The following is a 14,805-nucleotide window of genomic DNA, read 5'->3' as shown; positions in this document are numbered from 1 at the left end:
GCTCCCGTGGTATTTCTCCCTCTCCCTTTGGGAGAGGGCCGGGGTGAGGGCCGACAGCTTCAACTGCGTTGCAGCCTCAAACCACCTCGTACTTCCCCCTGGCCACATTCGCCAGATTCACCCCTTCAATCCGCACCAGCCGTGTCGGCCCCGCGCGGCTGGGTGAATGCACTTCACCCTCGTTGTAGACGTGCGCGACGCCCGGCGTCAGCGAGTAGCTGTCCAGCGGGCTGACCTTGCCCGGCGCATCACCAGATGGCGCCTGCTTCACAGCCCAGTTGGTCATCACCGTCTCCCCATCGGCCTGACCATAGATCGCCCATGAAGGGCCGTGGTCGTGCGGTCCGCTGTCCTTTGCATCGGTGTAGCGATGCGCGAGGATGCAAAACCCCAGGTCCTTGTCTTCGTAGACGACCTTTCGCTCGGGCGATGCATCGTCGAAAAGCGACTCGACGAACGCGCGGTTGTTCAGTGCATCGCGCAGCAGACCGGCCACGATTTCACGGCCTGCGGGATTGTTCTGCGTGGCGAGCACGTCGTGAGCCTGGGCGGCAAAAGTAGCAAGTGTCTGGGTCATTGTGTGGATTCCTTTCGGGATGAGTCGTGTTGACGAACGGGTGGAGTGACTGCACTATAGAAGTTCAAGTCAACTTGAAGTCAAGAGGTTTTTTCATGGACATCGCACAGGTCGCCAAACGCTCGGGTCTCGCGGCTTCGACCTTGCGGTACTACGAAGAAAAAGGGCTCATCACCTCCATCGGACGTCAGGGCCTGCGACGCGTGTTCGATCCGGGTGTGATCGACCAGCTGTCGCTGATTGCGCTCGGCCAGGCGGCGGGATTCTCGCTGGACGAGATTGCGACCATGTTCGCGCCCAACGGCAAGCCTGACATCGATCGCAAGATGCTCGCCTCGAAAGCCGACGAGATCGACGCGCAGGTCGCGCGGCTCAAGGCGATGAGCAAAGGTCTTCGTCATGCCGCCGTGTGCCCCGCGCCAAGCCACAGTGAATGCCCGACGTTTCAACGGCTGCTGCTGGCCGCGGCTTCGGGTTCATTGAAAACAAAGTAACAGTGGTGAAGCGGTGGACAACGTCGGCTTGACCGACGGTGAATCGAGCAGTGCAGCCCGAATCGGAACTGAGTCTGTTCGCGGCGATCGAGTCACGTTGGCGTAGAGCAATCCTACAGATCGATATGACATCAAGTCTGCTCGGAAGGACTGGTGCTAGCCCAAAACTGAGACCCGTCAGATGGCACTCATGATGCCCAACAGTCTTCGAGCAACGGGAAAATCGGCCCAGAGCGCAACTGCGCTAAAAAATGCGGCGGGCATCACCACGACAAGTAGCAAGGCTGTGAGCTTCGACCAGTCGCTTCGAAATTGCGCGATCAGTTCTGGCAAAAAAGATTTGTTCATCGATCCCGTTCCAAATTTGCGCCACCCTGAATTCGCTAGGGACACACCAAGTTTCGTTTTGTGGCTTTATCAAACTTGACTGTAGGTCAACGATAGATAAAAACAAGAGCCCGCGGTTCCTAGGTGGAAACGCTGTCGTAAGGAATCGGGGTACAAGTGACTGCATTTGAAGAAAGCAGGACCGTGAATCTGGGCAATGGCTCTTAGTCCGCGTGGCACACGACCCGTGCGGGCTTGGCTCAAGATTGGATTTCGTAACTTTGAACTAACCGCGCGCATCGAGGCCTTATCTCGCGCGCCGATACGATCGCGTCCCTGCTATATCAAGGCATGGAAGGCGGACATTGGCACGCCGGTGAATACCGGTCAGCTGCTCGCCGACTTCGAAGCGCCTGAACACCACCAGCAGTTGCTGCAACCCCAATCCGAAGGTTGTCATGCCGGACTTGATCCGGCATCCACCGCGAAGCGGCCACTGTGCTTGATTAACGATGGATTGCGGATCAAGTCCGCAATGACAGCCAATTCGATCTAGCCGATCTTGTCCTGCGTCTTCGTCTCGAAATCCCCCGCGTCGTGCCGCTCCCGCAACTGGCTTGCGGGCTCGCCCCAAGCGCGATTGACCATGCGCCCCCGCTTTGTTGCGGGACGATCTGCGACTTCATTTGTCCATCGTTGGACGTGCTTGTAGCCCTGCACCTGCAGGAACTCACCCGCGCCATAAAGCTGCCCCTGCGCCAGCGTGCCGTACCACGGCCAGATGGCGATATCGGCGATGGTGTAGTGGTCGCCGGCCACGTACCTCGATTGCGCAAGACGCTGGTCGAGCACGTCGAGCTGGCGTTTGACTTCCATCGCATAGCGGTCGATGGCGTACTCGATCTTCTGCGGCGCATAGGCGTAGAAGTGCCCGAACCCGCCACCCAGGAACGGCGCGCTGCCCATTTGCCAGAAGAGCCACGACAGGCACTCTGCGCGGGCCGCGCCGGACTTCGGCAGGAACGCATCGAACTTCTCGGCCAGGTAAATCAGGATCGCGCCCGATTCAAAGACGCGGATGGGTTGTTCGCCGCTGCGGTCGAGCAAGGCAGGAATCTTGGAGTTCGGGTTGATCTCGACAAAGCCGCTGCCGAACTGCGCGCCTTCGTTGATATTGATGAGCCAGGCGTCGTATTCGGCGCCCTGATGACCCAGCGCCAGCAACTCCTCCAGCATCAAGGTGACCTTGACGCCGTTGGGCGTGCCCAGCGAATAAAGCTGCAGTGGATGCGCGCCGACGGGCAATTCCTTCTCGTGCGTGGGGCCGGAGACAGGGCGGTTGATGCTGGCGAACTTGCCGCCGCTGTCCTTGTTCCAGGTCCAGACGGGAGGGGGTGTGTAGGTGCTTGGATCAGACATGCGATGAAGTATAGGGAGCGCACCTGAAACCCGCAGGGAGCGCACGTTAAGCTTGTGTTCTTCACATGACCACCATCTCGCAACTTCGCCAGCGCCTGCTTGCTTCAGGCGCCAACCCGCGTCACGCGCAGCGCGTGCTTCGCCTCTGGGCGAATGCGCTGCCGCAGGACAGCGGCAGTCGCAAGCTTGAAGACTTCATGCCCCGGCAACTGCTCGATGCGTTGCCCGCACTGATGAGTGAGTTCAACGCACTGGCAAGCATCGCATCGCAGCACCCCGGCGCGGACGGCTCGCAGCGATTGCTGGTGGAGTTGAACGACCGGCAGACCTGCGAAAGCGTGTTGCTGCTGCGAGGCGGCCTTTGCGTGTCGAGCCAGATCGGATGCGCGGTCGGCTGCCGTTTCTGCATGACAGGGCAGGGCGGCCTGGTCAGGCAGATCGGCAGTGCCGAGATCGTCGCGCAAGTGGTTCTGGCGCGCACGCTGCAATCCGTCAAGAAGGTCGTGTTCATGGGCATGGGCGAGCCCGCGCACAACCTCGCCAATGTCATGGAAGCCATCGAATTTCTAGGCACGGCGGGCAACATCGGGCACAAGAGCCTGGTGTTTTCGACCGTGGGTGACGAACGCGTTTTCGACGCGTTGCCCCGCAGCCCGGTCAAGCCCGCGCTCGCGCTCTCATTGCACAGCACGCGGGCCGAGCTGCGCGAACAGCTGCTGCCTCGCGCACCGCGAATCACCCCTGATGACCTGGTTGAAGCAGGGGAGGCCTACGCGCGTGCGACCGGCTATCCGATGCAGGTGCAGTGGACCCTTCTGGACGGCGTGAACGACACGGCAGAAGAAGTCGACGGCCTGGTGCGCCTGCTCAAGGGCAAGTACGCCATCCTCAACATGATTCCGTACAACACCGTGCCGGGCCTGGGCTATCGGCGTCCCTCGATGGAGAAAGCCGATGCGCTGGCGCGCGAACTCCACGCGAGGGGGGTGCTCACCAAGCTGCGCAACTCAGCAGGACAGGACGTCGATGCGGGTTGTGGCCAGCTGCGGGCGCGGGGCACTTTGTACGTCAGCGAACAGACGATGCGGTGACCAGCGCGCATGGTGTTGGCAAACCCAACACAGAAAGTCTTCATGCTCGCTCTCGTCTATCACGGCCCAGGCCAGAAACAACTCGATGAACGCCCCAAGCCGGTCATCCAGGGCGCCACGGATGCCGTCGTGCGCGTCACCAGGACAACGATCTGCGGAACCGACCTGCACATCCTCAAGGGCGATGTGCCCACCTGCAAGCCCGGCACCACGCTGGGTCACGAAGGCGTCGGCATCATCGATTCGGTCGGCCCCGGCGTCGTCACCTTCAAACCGGGCGACAAGGTATTGATCTCATGCATCAGCGCCTGCGGCCGCTGCGAGTATTGCCGCAAGGGCATGTACTCGCACTGCACCACAGGCGGCTGGATACTGGGCAACAGCATCGACGGGACGCAGGCTGAGTTCGTTCGCATACCCCATGCCGACACCAGCCTCTATCCGATTCCCGATGGTGCCGACGAAGAAGCACTGGTCATGCTGAGCGACATATTGCCCACCGGCTTCGAATGCGGCGTGCTCAACGGCAAGGTGCAACCGGGCTCAACCGTTGCCATCGTCGGCTCGGGGCCCATCGGCTTGGCCGCGCTGCTCACGGCCCAGCTTTATTCACCGTCCGAAATCATCATGATCGACCTGGACGACAACCGGCTGGCCGTGGGCAAGCGCTTTGGCGCGACGGCCACGGTGAACAGCACCGACGGCACGGCCGCGAAACAGGTGATGGCGTTGACGGGCGGGCGCGGTGTGGACACGGCGATCGAGGCGGTGGGCATTCCGGCAACCTTCACGCTGTGCGAAGACATCGTGACGGCAGGCGGCACGATCGCCAACGTCGGCGTTCATGGTGTGAAAGCCGACCTGCACCTGGAGCGGCTGTGGTCGCACAACATCACGATCACCACGCGGCTGGTCGATACGGTGTCGATGCCGATGTTGCTCAAGTCCGTGCAGTCAAAGCGCATCGATGCGACGCAACTCATCACGCACCGCTTCAAGCTCACCGCGATCCTGGAGGCTTACGACACGTTCGCGCGCGCAGCAGACACCAAGGCATTGAAGGTGATCATCGAGGCGTAGCACTCATGTGCTTTGGCCTGTTGCCGTTACTTCGCGCCGATGCGGTCAAAGCCGGACAACACCACCACGATGGCAACAGCTGCGACCGGACCCGCAAGGGGATGCAGCAGCGATGCGAGCACAGGCGCCACCAGGATCAGGTGACGCAGGCCCCAGCTGTACAGGATGCCTGCGCGGCGCACATAGGCGGCACCGGCGGTCGCCCACTTCTGCCGGGCCGGCGACTCGACCGGCATACCGGCAATGAAGCCCGCATGGTTGTAGTAGCGCACCGCCATGGCAGAGCACACCAGCGAAGCGAACAGCAGTGCGAGCAGCAACAGCTCCAGCACCAGCCGGGGCGTGATGCCCGGCGTGGCGTCCTGCGCGAAGGTCGCATGCAAGGACGGCGCGGCCAGCGTCACGGTGCCCATCAATCCCAGCACAGCCGTCGAGGCCGTCATGGTTGCCGACATGAGCGAGTTGCGCAGCGTCTGCACGGCCAGGATCTCGCTGCCCCTGGTTTGCGACACCGCCGCAAACCATTCCTCGCGCAGCGTGGCGTGGGCTGTACGGGCCACGCTATCGGGGCGCCTGCGCTGCGCAACGGCCAGCGCGCCCTCGTAGCCCAGCAGCACGACGATGGTCGAGAGTGTTGAGAGCCAGACGAGGTAGCTGTCCATCAGGGCAGTTTATGCGGTGCGCGGCACGGCCGAGTGCTTGCGCCGCTCGAACAACTCGAACGCGCCCATGCCAGCGAGCATCGCAGCGACAAAGACCAGCGCCTTGGGCTCGCCCATGCCGAGCGCGACCAGCCCTGGGCCCGGGCAAAAGCCCGCCACGCCCCAGCCGATGCCAAACAGCACGCTGCCGCCCACCAGCCGGCGGTCGATCTCGCGCGAATTGGGCAGGCGCATGGCGGCGCCCAGGATGGAAACGCTGCGCCTGCGTGCCAGCGCGAATGCGATCACGCCCACGGCGATGGCGCCGCCCATGACGAACGCGAGCGAAGGGTCCCATGCGCCCGCGAGGTCGAGGAATCCCTGCACCTTGGCCGGGTCGGCCATGCCGGAGATGAGAAGGCCGATTCCGAAGACCAGGCCCGCGAGGAGAGAGGTAAAGACAAGCATGTTGATCCTTCAGGTGGCTGTTCAGATGCCGAGAATGTGACGCATGACGAAGACGGTGGCAAAGCCCGCGCCCATGAACGCAGCCGTTGCCACCAGCGAACGCGGCGACAGGCGCGAAAGCCCGCAAACGCCGTGGCCGCTGGTGCAGCCTGCGCCGTAGCGCGTTCCCACGCCCACCAGCAAGCCGGCAAGCACAAGAGCGCCGAAGCCCGCATCGATCCGGGGGACAGGCAAGGCAGCCACCAGCGCATAGACGAGCGGTGCACCCACCAGCCCGACCATGAAGGCAACGCGCCAGCCAATGTCGCCCTTCACGGGTTTGAGCAAGCCGCCCAGCACGCCGCTGATACCGGCAATGCGGCCGTTGAGCAGCACGAACATCGCGGCAGCAAGACCGATCAGCGCGCCACCGGCCAGCGCGGACCACGGGGTGAATTCATTCCATGCGATTGTCATTTTTCATCCTTTGGACAGTAGAGGTCATAAAGCACCGAGATGATTTCGATCAAGTCGGGATCGGCGATTGCGTAGATGATGTTCTTGCCTTCGCGGCGCGTGCTCACAACGCCTTCGCTGCGCAGAACGCCCAGCTGCTGCGACAGCGTCGGCTGGTGGATGTCGAGCTTGACTTCAAGGTCGCTCACGCACATTTCGCCTTGCGACAGCTGGCACAGCAGCAGCATGCGTTCGACATTGGCCAGCAGTTTCAGCGTGCCGACGGCCTTGCCCGCAGCGGCACGCAGCGCTTCGGGGTCGAGGATGAGTACAGGTTCTTTCATGAGGGATGCAATTGAGGCGGGTTGATTGAACAGGGTTGCAGATAATATATCAAGTAATATAATATCCGTCAATAGATCGAAACTGCAAAAGGAAATGCGATGAACCAGCCCCAAATCAGGACCGAAGCCTTCTTTGACCCGAACACATGGACTGTCAGCTATGTGGTGTGGGACCCCGCCACCCGTCGCGCGGCGGTGATAGACCCTGTGCTCGACTACGACTTCAAGTCCGGCCACACCAGCACCACGTCAGCCGACCAGGTGCTCGCGTGCCTGAAAGACAAGGACCTGACCCTCGACTGGATCCTGGAGACGCATGCCCATGCGGATCACCTGTCCGGCGCGCGCTACCTCCAGCAGCAGGCCGGCGGCAAGATCGCCATCGGCGAGAACATTCGCGTGGTGCAGGGTGTGTTCAAGAAGCTCTACAACCTGGAGCGCAATTTCCTGCCCGACGGCAGCCAGTTCGACCACCTGTTCAAGGACGGCGAAACCTTCATGATCGGCGGCGTGCAGGCCACGGCCATCCTCGTGCCGGGCCACACGCCCGCCGACATGGCCTACCTGATCGATGGCTCGGTGTTCGTTGGCGACACGCTCTTCATGCCCGACGTGGGCAGCGCGCGCGCGGACTTTCCGGGTGGCGATGCGCATGAGCTGTACCGGTCGATGCGCAAGCTGCTTGCGCTGCCGCCCGAGACCACGATGTACGTCTGCCATGACTATCCGCCCGTGACGCGCGACGCGGCCTGGCAGACGACGGTCGCTGCTCAACGCGCGGGCAACATCCACGCGCGTGACGGCATCACCGAAGAAGAATTCGTCGCGATGCGCAAGGCGCGCGACGCCACGCTCGATGTGCCCACGCTCATCCTGCCGTCCATCCAGGTGAATGTCCGCGCCGGACAATTGCCACCCGCCGACGAGAACGGCGTCTCTTACCTGCGCATTCCGCTCAATGCGTTGCCGGTACATCGATAAGGAACCTGCATGCCTGACATGTCGTGGCTGAACCAGCCGACGCGCCATCTTTTCTTCACCGGCAAAGGAGGTGTCGGAAAGACGTCGCTTTCGGCGGCCACGGCGCTTGCGCTTGCCGACTCTGGCAAGCGCGTCCTGCTGGTGAGCACCGACGCAGCCTCGAACCTGGACGAGATGATGGGCATCGCCCTTCGCAACTCGCCGGTTCCTGTGCCCGGTGCGCCCGGCCTGTCGGTCCTGAACATCGACCCCGATACGGCGGCCGAGTCCTATCGCCAGCGCGTGCTGGCGCAGATGGGGACCGATGCGAATTCGTCAGAACTGGCCGAAGTGCGCGAGCAACTCTCGGGTGCCTGCACCACCGAGATCGCTTCTTTCGATGAGTTTGCATCGCTCCTGTCAGGAGACGGCGCCCTGTTCGATCACGTCATCTTCGACACCGCACCCACCGGGCACACGCTGCGCCTGCTCAGCCTGCCCAAGGCCTGGAGCGGTTTCCTGGGCGGCAACGACAGGGGCGCTTCGTGCCTCGGGCCGCACTCGGGGTTGAAGATGCAGGAGGAGCGATTCAATGCGGCGCTGGCTGCATTGAGCGATCCGGCGCAGACGACGGTGGTGCTGGTGACCCGCGCCGACAAGGGCGCCATTGCCGAAGCCGCGCGCACCAGCGATGAATTGCGCACGCTGGGTCTGAACAACCAGCGGCTGATCGTCAACGGTGTGTTCCACGCCAGCGACGCGGGCGATGCGGTTGCCGCATCCATCGAAGCGCTGGAGCGCGAGGCGCTGGCAAAAATGCCCGCCACATTGGGCGCACTGCCGCAGGACCAGGTGCCGCTTCGCGCCTTCGACACGGTCGGTCTGCCAGCGTTGCGTGCCCTGCTTTCGGGGGATGCGGCGAATGCGGAAAATGCAACAGCCCGGCCTGCCATTGCAGTGACCCCGGTTCAGATCGACGACCTCCAGGATCTTTCCGCGCTGGCCGACGAACTGGCCGCCGCGGGGCGCGGGCTGATCATGGTCATGGGAAAGGGCGGAGTCGGCAAGACGACCGTTGCTGCGGCCCTGGCCATCGGGCTGACCCAGCGCGGCAAGACGGTGCACCTGAGCACCACCGACCCGGCCGCGCATCTGGCAGTGACGATGCAGGGCGAGGTGCCGGGACTGCGCGTGGACCGCATCGACCCCAAGGTCGAGACGCAGCGCTACATCGACAAGATGATGGCGGCGAAGTCGCCCGGCCTCGATGCGCAGGAACAGGCGCTCATGCTGGAAGACCTGCAATCGCCCTGCACCGAAGAGGTCGCGGTGTTCCATGCGTTCTCGCACATCGTCAGTGAAGCGCGAAGTGCATTCGTGGTGCTCGACACCGCGCCGACCGGGCACTCGCTGCTGCTGATGGACGCCACGGGGGCCTATCATCGGCAAATGATGCAGGCGTACGAAGGAACCGGCAAGCAAGCAGGGGCTGCGCGCGTCATCACGCCCTTGATGCGGCTGCAGGATGCGTCATACACCCGAATCATCCTGGTGACCTTGCCCGAGGTGACGCCCGTGTCGCAAGCGGCGGCTTTGCAAGACGACCTGCGCCGCGCCGGCATCGAACCCTATGCATGGGTCCTCAACAAGAGCGTGATCGCCGCAGGCACACGCGATACCTTGCTGCGGGCGCGGCTGGAGGGCGAGCGCAAGCAGATCAAGAGAATGTCGGGCGGATTGGCCCGGCGGCTGTTCGTCCTTCCATGGCTCACCCGTCCTCCCGTCGGAGTGACCGAACTGTCAAAGCTGGTGACGCCCGCACAGTAATGGCGCAGACCGGGCAACCAGGCGATCCCTCTGTAGCCTCCGTCGACGATCTCGCACGTTCGCTCGACTCGGACCTGGAACTCGGCCTCACGGCGGTTGAAGCTGCGCGCCGCCTCGCGAACGACGGCGAAAACGAACTCATCGCCGTGGCGCGCACCCCCGCGTGGCGCCGGGTGCTGGCGCAGTTCCAGGACCCGCTCATCTATCTCTTGCTGGCCGCGATTGCGATCTCGATCGCCGCATGGGTGTTCGAGGGCATGTCGGGCTGGCCGGTGGACGCGATCGTCGTGGCCGCCATCGTCATCCTCAACGCAGTGCTGGGCCATGTGCAGGAAGCCAAGGCGCACGACGCCGTGGCCGCGCTCGCGCGCATGAGTGCGCCCACGGCTTCGGTCGTGCGGGGCGGGCAGGCACAACGGGTGCCGAGCGCGAACCTCGTCAAGGGCGATCTGCTGGTGCTCGCCGAGGGCGATGCCATCGCAGCCGATGCCCGCCTGGTGCAGGCCGCATCGCTGCAGATACAGGAAAGCTCGCTGACCGGTGAGAGCGCCGCCGTGCTCAAGGACATTGCGCCGCTCGCGGCTGCTGCGGCGCTGGGCGATCGGCTGAACATGGTGTTCAAGGGCACGTTCGTCGCCCAGGGCACCGGTCGTGCGCTGGTGGTTGCCACCGGCATGGCCACGCAGATGGGCTCGATTGCCGGAATGCTGGCGACCACAGAGCAGCAGCGCACACCGCTGGAAAAAGAAATCACCCTGATCGGGCGGATGCTGGGTATCGCGGTGCTGGTCATCGCGGTGGTCGTGGTTGCCGCCGTGCTCTTCATCTACCGGCCGGACAGCGTCGCAGGCGTGGTGGGTGTCTTGCTGCTGGGTGTGGCGCTCGCCGTGGCCGCGGTGCCGGAAGGCCTGCCGGCGATCTTGTCGGTGGTGCTGGCACTGGGCGTGCAGCGCATGGCCCGGCACAACGCCATCATCAAGAACCTGTCATCGGTCGAGACGCTGGGCGCCACCACCGTGATCTGCTCCGACAAGACCGGTACGCTGACCCGGTCCGAGATGACGATCGTGCGCGTCATGACGGCCTCTGGGTCGACCGAGGTGACCGGCGTCGGCTACTCGCCCGAAGGCCAGGTGGAGCACAAGGGGGCCAACCTGCAATCGGGCCTTGTGCATGCCGAGCATGTGGTGCTTTTGAGCGGCGGCAGCCTCGCGGGCAACGCATCGCTGCGGCAACTGGCAGATGGTTCCTGGGAAGTCCACGGCGATCCGACCGAGGCTGCATTCCTGGTGGCCGAACGCAAGCTGGGTGCGACCGAGCGGCGCGAAAAGCGGTTCGACCGGATCGCCGAGATCCCGTTTACCTCCGAGCGCAAGCGGATGTCGAGCATCGAGATCGACCATGAGCATGGCGATGAGCGCGTCGTCATCTGCAAGGGCGCGCCCGATGTGCTGCTGCGCCTGTGCACGCGCGCGCGGGTCGGCATGGAAGTCGTGGCACTCGACGACGCGCTGCGGGCAAGAGTGCTGAAAGACGTCGACACCCTGTCCGATGCAGCCTTGCGCACATTGGCCGTTGCTTATCGCCCGCTAGGCCCCGACGAGGACCTGGAAGCGGCTGAACTGCTGGAGCGTGACCTCATTTTTGTTGGCACCGCCGGCATCATCGATCCGCCCCGCGAAGAGGCCGCAGTAGCGATTGCGCAGGCCCGCCGCGCCGGTATCCGCGTCATCATGATCACGGGCGACCATCCGCGCACGGCGGCTCGCATTGCTGCCGACCTCGGACTTGTGGATGCCGGTGCAACGGCATTGACCGGCATCGAACTCGACCAGCTGGACGAAGCGGGCTTTGCGCAAGCCGTGCGAGAGACATCCGTGTTCGCGCGCGTCGCGCCTGCGCACAAGCTGCGCATCGTGGGCGCGCTGCAGGCCGACGGAAATATCGTGGCCATGACCGGAGATGGAGTCAACGATGCGCCGGCCCTCAAGGCGGCAGACATTGGCGTCGCGATGGGTGTGACGGGCACCGAGGTCGCCAAGGGCGCGGCGCGCATGATCCTGGCCGACGACAACTTCGCCACCATCGTCCATGCGGTGAGGGAAGGGCGCGGCATCTTCGACAACATCCGCAAGTTCCTGCGATACCTCTTGTCGTCGAACATGGGCGAGGTGCTCACCGTATTTCTGGGCGTGGTGGGCGCCGGCGTGATCGGCCTTGCCGCGCCGGGCGGTGCACCGGTTTTGCCTTTGCTCGCCACGCAAATCCTCTGGCTCAACCTCATCACCGATTCATGGCCTGCGCTGGCGATGGGCATAGACCCTGCGGGCGACGACGTGATGGCGCGCAAGCCTCGCCACGCCGGTGAGCGCGTGATTGATGCGGATATGTGGAAGGGTGTGGTCCTGCTGGGTGCGGTGGTGGCGGTGGTGAGTTTGCTCACCATGGACATGTACCTGCCCGGCGGCTTGATCGAAGGCGACCGCGACCTGGCCAACGCACGCACCGCAGGTTTCACCGTGCTGGTCATTGCCCACCTGTTCAATTGCTTCAACGCCCGGTCGGAGACGGCCAGCGCCTTTGAAAACCTCACGAGCAATCCGTGGCTGTGGGCTGCGGTTGCGCTGTCGGCTGTACTGCAGGTCGGCGTCGTCCATCTTGAAATATTGAACGTCGCCTTCGGCACTGCGCCGTTGTCTGCGCACCAGTGGCTGGTCTGCCTGGCGATGGGAAGCGCCGTCCTGTGGGTCAGCGAACTGCGCAAATTCATCAACAGGAGATCAGCATGATCAAGAAGGCCGGATTGTTTATCGCGATGGCAGCGCTGCTCCTGGTGCTGTGGATGCCGGCGGCCAAGGGGCTACCGGCAGCCGGGCAGGTGATGCTCGCGGTGCTGGCGTTTGCGGTGATCGTGTGGATGACCGAGGCGCTGGACTATGCCGTGAGCGCGGTGGTGATCGGCGCGCTGATGATCTTCCTGCTGGCGTGGGTGCCCGATGCGGCAAAGCCTGCGGGCGCGGACATGGGCACCGGCGCAGCGCTCGCACTGGCGCTGTCGGGCTTTTCCAATAGCGCCGTGGCGCTGGTGGCTGCGGCCTGCTTCATCGCGGCGGCCATGACGGCCACCGGCCTGGACCGGCGCATCGCGCTGCTGGTGCTGTCCAAGGTTGATGCGCGCACCAACCACATCGTGATCGGCGCGATGGTCGTGGGCTTTCTGCTGTCGTTCATCGTGCCCAGCACGACGGCGCGGGTGGCGTGCCTGGTGCCCATCATGATGGGCTTCATCCTGGCGTTCAAGGTGGACAAGCGCAGCCGCTTCGCGGGCTTGCTGGTCATCACGGCTGCGCAGACCGCGAGCGTGTGGAACGTGGGCATCAAGACCGCCGCCGCGCAGAACATGGTGGCCATCGGCTTCATCGAAAAGCAGTTCCAGACCAGCATCACCTGGCTGGAGTGGTTCGTGGCGGGTGCGCCGTTCTCCGCGCTGCTGAGCATTGCGGTGTACTTCATCATGACCCGGTTGATGAAGCCCGAAATGGAAGAGATCGCAGGCGGGCAGGCGGCGATCCGCGAGCAGCTCGACGCCATCGGCAAGACAACGGTGCGCGAGTGGAAGCTGCTGGCGATCGTGCTGGTGCTGCTGGGCTTCTGGGCCACCGAGAAGGTGCTGCACGACTTCGACACCTCATCGACGACCATCGCCGCGATTGCGTTGATGCTGCTGCCGCGTGTCGGCGTGATGGACTGGAAGGAGTCGCAGCGCGGGTTTCCCTGGGGCACCGTGGTGCTGTTTGCGGTGGGCATCAGCATCGGCACGGCCCTTCTCAAGACCAGCGCGGCCGGGTGGCTGGCCAACCTGATCGTGCAGAACCTGGGACTTGCGCAGGCCAGTGCCTTCGTCATCCTGATGCTGCTGTCGCTGTTCCTCATCATCATCCACCTGGGTTTTGCGAGTGCCACTGCGCTGGCGTCCACCATGATCCCCATCATCATGAGCGTGCTGCTGGCCGTGCAGACGCCGGGCATCAACGTGATCGGCATGACGATGCTGCTGCAGTTCGTCGTGAGCTTCGGCTTTATCCTGCCGGTGAATGCGCCGCAGAACATGATTGCTTATGGAACCGACACCTTCGATGCGCGCGACTTTGTGCGCACGGGTCTTGTCATCACGCTGGCGGCGATGGCGCTGCTGGTCGTGTTCGCGCTGACCTACTGGCCCTGGATGGGGTACATGACCAAGCCTGCCTGACGATGCCGCTGATCTTCCTGAACAAGCTGACCGGCCGGGACCGCACGCAGCGCGCGAACCGCCAGTTGGGCGGGTTGCTGGCGTTCGTGGCGGGTGCGATCAATGCGGGGGGCTTTCTGGCGGTGCAGCGGTATACCTCGCACATGACGGGCATCGTCTCGGCGATTGCCGACGACCTGGTGCTGGGCCAGATCGGGCTCGTGCTGGCCGGAATCGCGCTGCTGTCTGCGTTCATTGCGGGGGCGATGTGCACTGCAGTGCTGATCAACTGGGCGCGTGGTCACCGGCTGCACAGCGAGTTTTCGTTGCCGCTGATCGTGGAGGCAGCGCTGCTGCTGATTTTTGGAGTGCTGGGCGCCAACCTGAACACGCTGGTGGAACTGTTTGTTCCGACGACGGTGCTGTTGCTGTGCTTCATCATGGGGCTGCAAAACGCGGTGATCACCAAGATTTCGCGCGCTGAAATTCGCACCACGCACATGACCGGCGTGATCACCGACCTGGGTATTGAACTGGGGCGTCTGGTTTACTGGAACAGGGGCAGTCGCGCAGCCGGTCCTGTGCGAGCCGACCGTGAGCGGCTTGTGGTGTTGTCCACGATCTTTGCGCTGTTTCTGGTCGGCGCCATCGTCGGTGCGTGGAGTTTCAAGTCGATCGGCTATGCGGCTGTGCTGCCGATAGCCACCGTGCTGGTTGCCATTTCGGCGATACCGCTATTCAGGGATTTTGTGGAGCTGAGGCGGACGAGTTCCTGACGCGAAGCTAGCTGCCGCTTCGCGGTGGATGCCGGATCGAGTCCGGCATGACAGCCGGGTATTTTGGCTGTCATTGCGGGCTTGACCCACTAGTGTCCGGAGATACATTCTCATTTGAGCGCTAAGTCTTTGTCG

16 protein-coding genes are annotated in these 14,805 nt (G+C 63.5%); 9 read left to right on the top strand and 7 right to left on the bottom strand.

Going from position 1 to position 14,805, the window contains the following annotated elements; genetic code table 11:
* Nucleotides 1–76 precede the first annotated feature (76 nt).
* Nucleotides 77–577, bottom strand: a complete 501-nt coding sequence (locus tag AQ12_RS03700) for a hypothetical protein (RefSeq protein ID WP_048438526.1) — start codon at nt 575–577, stop codon at nt 77–79.
* Nucleotides 578–672: 95 nt separating this feature from the next.
* Here AQ12_RS03700 and AQ12_RS03695 point away from each other — a divergent pair, with 95 nt between their 5' ends.
* Nucleotides 673–1,071, top strand: a complete 399-nt coding sequence (locus tag AQ12_RS03695; protein ID WP_048438525.1) for a helix-turn-helix domain-containing protein — start codon at nt 673–675, stop codon at nt 1,069–1,071.
* Nucleotides 1,072–1,248: 177 nt separating this feature from the next.
* On the opposite strand, the gene AQ12_RS22940 is transcribed toward AQ12_RS03695, so the two are convergent.
* Entirely contained in the window at nt 1,249–1,419 is a 171-nt protein-coding gene (locus AQ12_RS22940) for a hypothetical protein (RefSeq protein WP_161798979.1), read from the bottom strand.
* A gap of 226 nt (nt 1,420–1,645) precedes the next feature.
* Here AQ12_RS22940 and AQ12_RS22640 point away from each other — a divergent pair, with 226 nt between their 5' ends.
* Nucleotides 1,646–1,954, top strand: coding sequence for a hypothetical protein (locus AQ12_RS22640; RefSeq protein ID WP_152682659.1), 309 nt, complete (start codon nt 1,646–1,648; stop codon nt 1,952–1,954).
* Here AQ12_RS22640 and yghU read toward each other — a convergent pair.
* Nucleotides 1,951–2,817, bottom strand: coding sequence for a glutathione-dependent disulfide-bond oxidoreductase (yghU, locus tag AQ12_RS03685; protein ID WP_048438523.1), 867 nt, complete (start codon nt 2,815–2,817; stop codon nt 1,951–1,953). The genes AQ12_RS22640 and yghU overlap by 4 nt on opposite strands.
* 65 nt (nt 2,818–2,882) lie before the next feature.
* Here yghU and AQ12_RS03680 point away from each other — a divergent pair, with 65 nt between their 5' ends.
* A complete protein-coding gene (locus tag AQ12_RS03680) occupies nt 2,883–3,908 on the top strand; it encodes an RNA methyltransferase (RefSeq protein ID WP_048438522.1) in 1,026 nt (341 codons plus the stop codon).
* A gap of 42 nt (nt 3,909–3,950) precedes the next feature.
* Nucleotides 3,951–4,988: a zinc-dependent alcohol dehydrogenase family protein gene (locus AQ12_RS03675; RefSeq protein ID WP_048438718.1), complete on the top strand. Its 1,038-nt coding sequence runs from the start codon at nt 3,951–3,953 to the stop codon at nt 4,986–4,988.
* Between the two features lie 26 nt (nt 4,989–5,014).
* Here the strand turns inward: AQ12_RS03675 and AQ12_RS03670 are convergent, their stop codons facing one another.
* From AQ12_RS03670 to AQ12_RS03655, 4 genes are read right to left on the bottom strand one after another with little or no spacing between them, the layout of a single operon-like run.
* Nucleotides 5,015–5,650, bottom strand: coding sequence for a DUF599 domain-containing protein (locus AQ12_RS03670; protein WP_053076541.1), 636 nt, complete (start codon nt 5,648–5,650; stop codon nt 5,015–5,017).
* Nucleotides 5,651–5,659: 9 nt separating this feature from the next.
* A complete protein-coding gene (locus AQ12_RS03665) occupies nt 5,660–6,097 on the bottom strand; it encodes a YeeE/YedE family protein (RefSeq protein ID WP_048438521.1) in 438 nt (145 codons plus the stop codon).
* Nucleotides 6,098–6,118: 21 nt separating this feature from the next.
* Nucleotides 6,119–6,553, bottom strand: coding sequence for a YeeE/YedE family protein (locus AQ12_RS03660; RefSeq protein WP_048438520.1), 435 nt, complete (start codon nt 6,551–6,553; stop codon nt 6,119–6,121).
* A complete protein-coding gene (locus AQ12_RS03655; protein WP_048438519.1) occupies nt 6,550–6,876 on the bottom strand; it encodes a metalloregulator ArsR/SmtB family transcription factor in 327 nt (108 codons plus the stop codon). The genes AQ12_RS03660 and AQ12_RS03655 overlap by 4 nt, the downstream gene beginning before the upstream one ends.
* 99 nt (nt 6,877–6,975) lie before the next feature.
* Here AQ12_RS03655 and AQ12_RS03650 point away from each other — a divergent pair, with 99 nt between their 5' ends.
* From AQ12_RS03650 to AQ12_RS03630, 5 genes are read left to right on the top strand one after another with little or no spacing between them, the layout of a single operon-like run.
* Nucleotides 6,976–7,857, top strand: coding sequence for an MBL fold metallo-hydrolase (locus tag AQ12_RS03650; RefSeq protein ID WP_048438518.1), 882 nt, complete (start codon nt 6,976–6,978; stop codon nt 7,855–7,857).
* A 9-nt stretch (nt 7,858–7,866) separates the two neighbouring features.
* Nucleotides 7,867–9,663 carry an arsenical pump-driving ATPase gene (gene arsA, locus AQ12_RS03645; RefSeq protein ID WP_048438517.1) on the top strand — a complete coding sequence of 599 codons (1,797 nt, stop codon included), beginning with the start codon at nt 7,867–7,869 and terminating at the stop codon, nt 9,661–9,663.
* The gene (locus AQ12_RS03640) at nt 9,663–12,452 is read left to right on the top strand and encodes a cation-translocating P-type ATPase (RefSeq protein WP_048438516.1); all 2,790 of its coding nucleotides are present in this window, start codon (nt 9,663–9,665) and stop codon (nt 12,450–12,452) included. The genes arsA and AQ12_RS03640 overlap by 1 nt, the downstream gene beginning before the upstream one ends.
* On the top strand, nt 12,449–13,915 hold the full coding sequence (locus AQ12_RS03635) for a DASS family sodium-coupled anion symporter (RefSeq protein ID WP_048438515.1): 1,467 nt from the start codon (nt 12,449–12,451) through the stop codon (nt 13,913–13,915). Before AQ12_RS03640 ends, AQ12_RS03635 begins: the two co-directional genes overlap by 4 nt.
* A gap of 2 nt (nt 13,916–13,917) precedes the next feature.
* Nucleotides 13,918–14,670 carry a YoaK family protein gene (locus tag AQ12_RS03630; protein ID WP_048438514.1) on the top strand — a complete coding sequence of 251 codons (753 nt, stop codon included), beginning with the start codon at nt 13,918–13,920 and terminating at the stop codon, nt 14,668–14,670.
* Nucleotides 14,671–14,805: the final 135 nt, after the last annotated feature.

It is taken from the genome of Caenimonas sp. SL110 (assembly GCF_001044395.1).
GTDB lineage: Bacteria > Pseudomonadota > Gammaproteobacteria > Burkholderiales > Burkholderiaceae_C > Ramlibacter.
Note: the sequence above shows the minus strand (reverse complement) of the source record. Positions and strands in the feature narration are given on the sequence as shown.

Coding starts and splice junctions, on each gene's coding strand:
- AQ12_RS03675 (WP_048438718.1), top strand. CDS start 3,951: ATGCTCGCTCTCGTCTATCACGGCCCAGGCCAGAAACAACTCGATGAA.
- yghU (WP_048438523.1), bottom strand. CDS start 2,817: ATGTCTGATCCAAGCACCTACACACCCCCTCCCGTCTGGACCTGGAAC.
- AQ12_RS03650 (WP_048438518.1), top strand. CDS start 6,976: ATGAACCAGCCCCAAATCAGGACCGAAGCCTTCTTTGACCCGAACACA.
- AQ12_RS03635 (WP_048438515.1), top strand. CDS start 12,449: ATGATCAAGAAGGCCGGATTGTTTATCGCGATGGCAGCGCTGCTCCTG.
- AQ12_RS22940 (WP_161798979.1), bottom strand. CDS start 1,419: ATGAACAAATCTTTTTTGCCAGAACTGATCGCGCAATTTCGAAGCGAC.
- AQ12_RS03660 (WP_048438520.1), bottom strand. CDS start 6,553: ATGACAATCGCATGGAATGAATTCACCCCGTGGTCCGCGCTGGCCGGT.
- AQ12_RS03695 (WP_048438525.1), top strand. CDS start 673: ATGGACATCGCACAGGTCGCCAAACGCTCGGGTCTCGCGGCTTCGACC.
- AQ12_RS03665 (WP_048438521.1), bottom strand. CDS start 6,097: ATGCTTGTCTTTACCTCTCTCCTCGCGGGCCTGGTCTTCGGAATCGGC.
- arsA (WP_048438517.1), top strand. CDS start 7,867: ATGCCTGACATGTCGTGGCTGAACCAGCCGACGCGCCATCTTTTCTTC.
- AQ12_RS03700 (WP_048438526.1), bottom strand. CDS start 577: ATGACCCAGACACTTGCTACTTTTGCCGCCCAGGCTCACGACGTGCTC.
- AQ12_RS03640 (WP_048438516.1), top strand. CDS start 9,663: ATGGCGCAGACCGGGCAACCAGGCGATCCCTCTGTAGCCTCCGTCGAC.
- AQ12_RS03680 (WP_048438522.1), top strand. CDS start 2,883: ATGACCACCATCTCGCAACTTCGCCAGCGCCTGCTTGCTTCAGGCGCC.
- AQ12_RS03655 (WP_048438519.1), bottom strand. CDS start 6,876: ATGAAAGAACCTGTACTCATCCTCGACCCCGAAGCGCTGCGTGCCGCT.
- AQ12_RS03630 (WP_048438514.1), top strand. CDS start 13,918: ATGCCGCTGATCTTCCTGAACAAGCTGACCGGCCGGGACCGCACGCAG.
- AQ12_RS03670 (WP_053076541.1), bottom strand. CDS start 5,650: ATGGACAGCTACCTCGTCTGGCTCTCAACACTCTCGACCATCGTCGTG.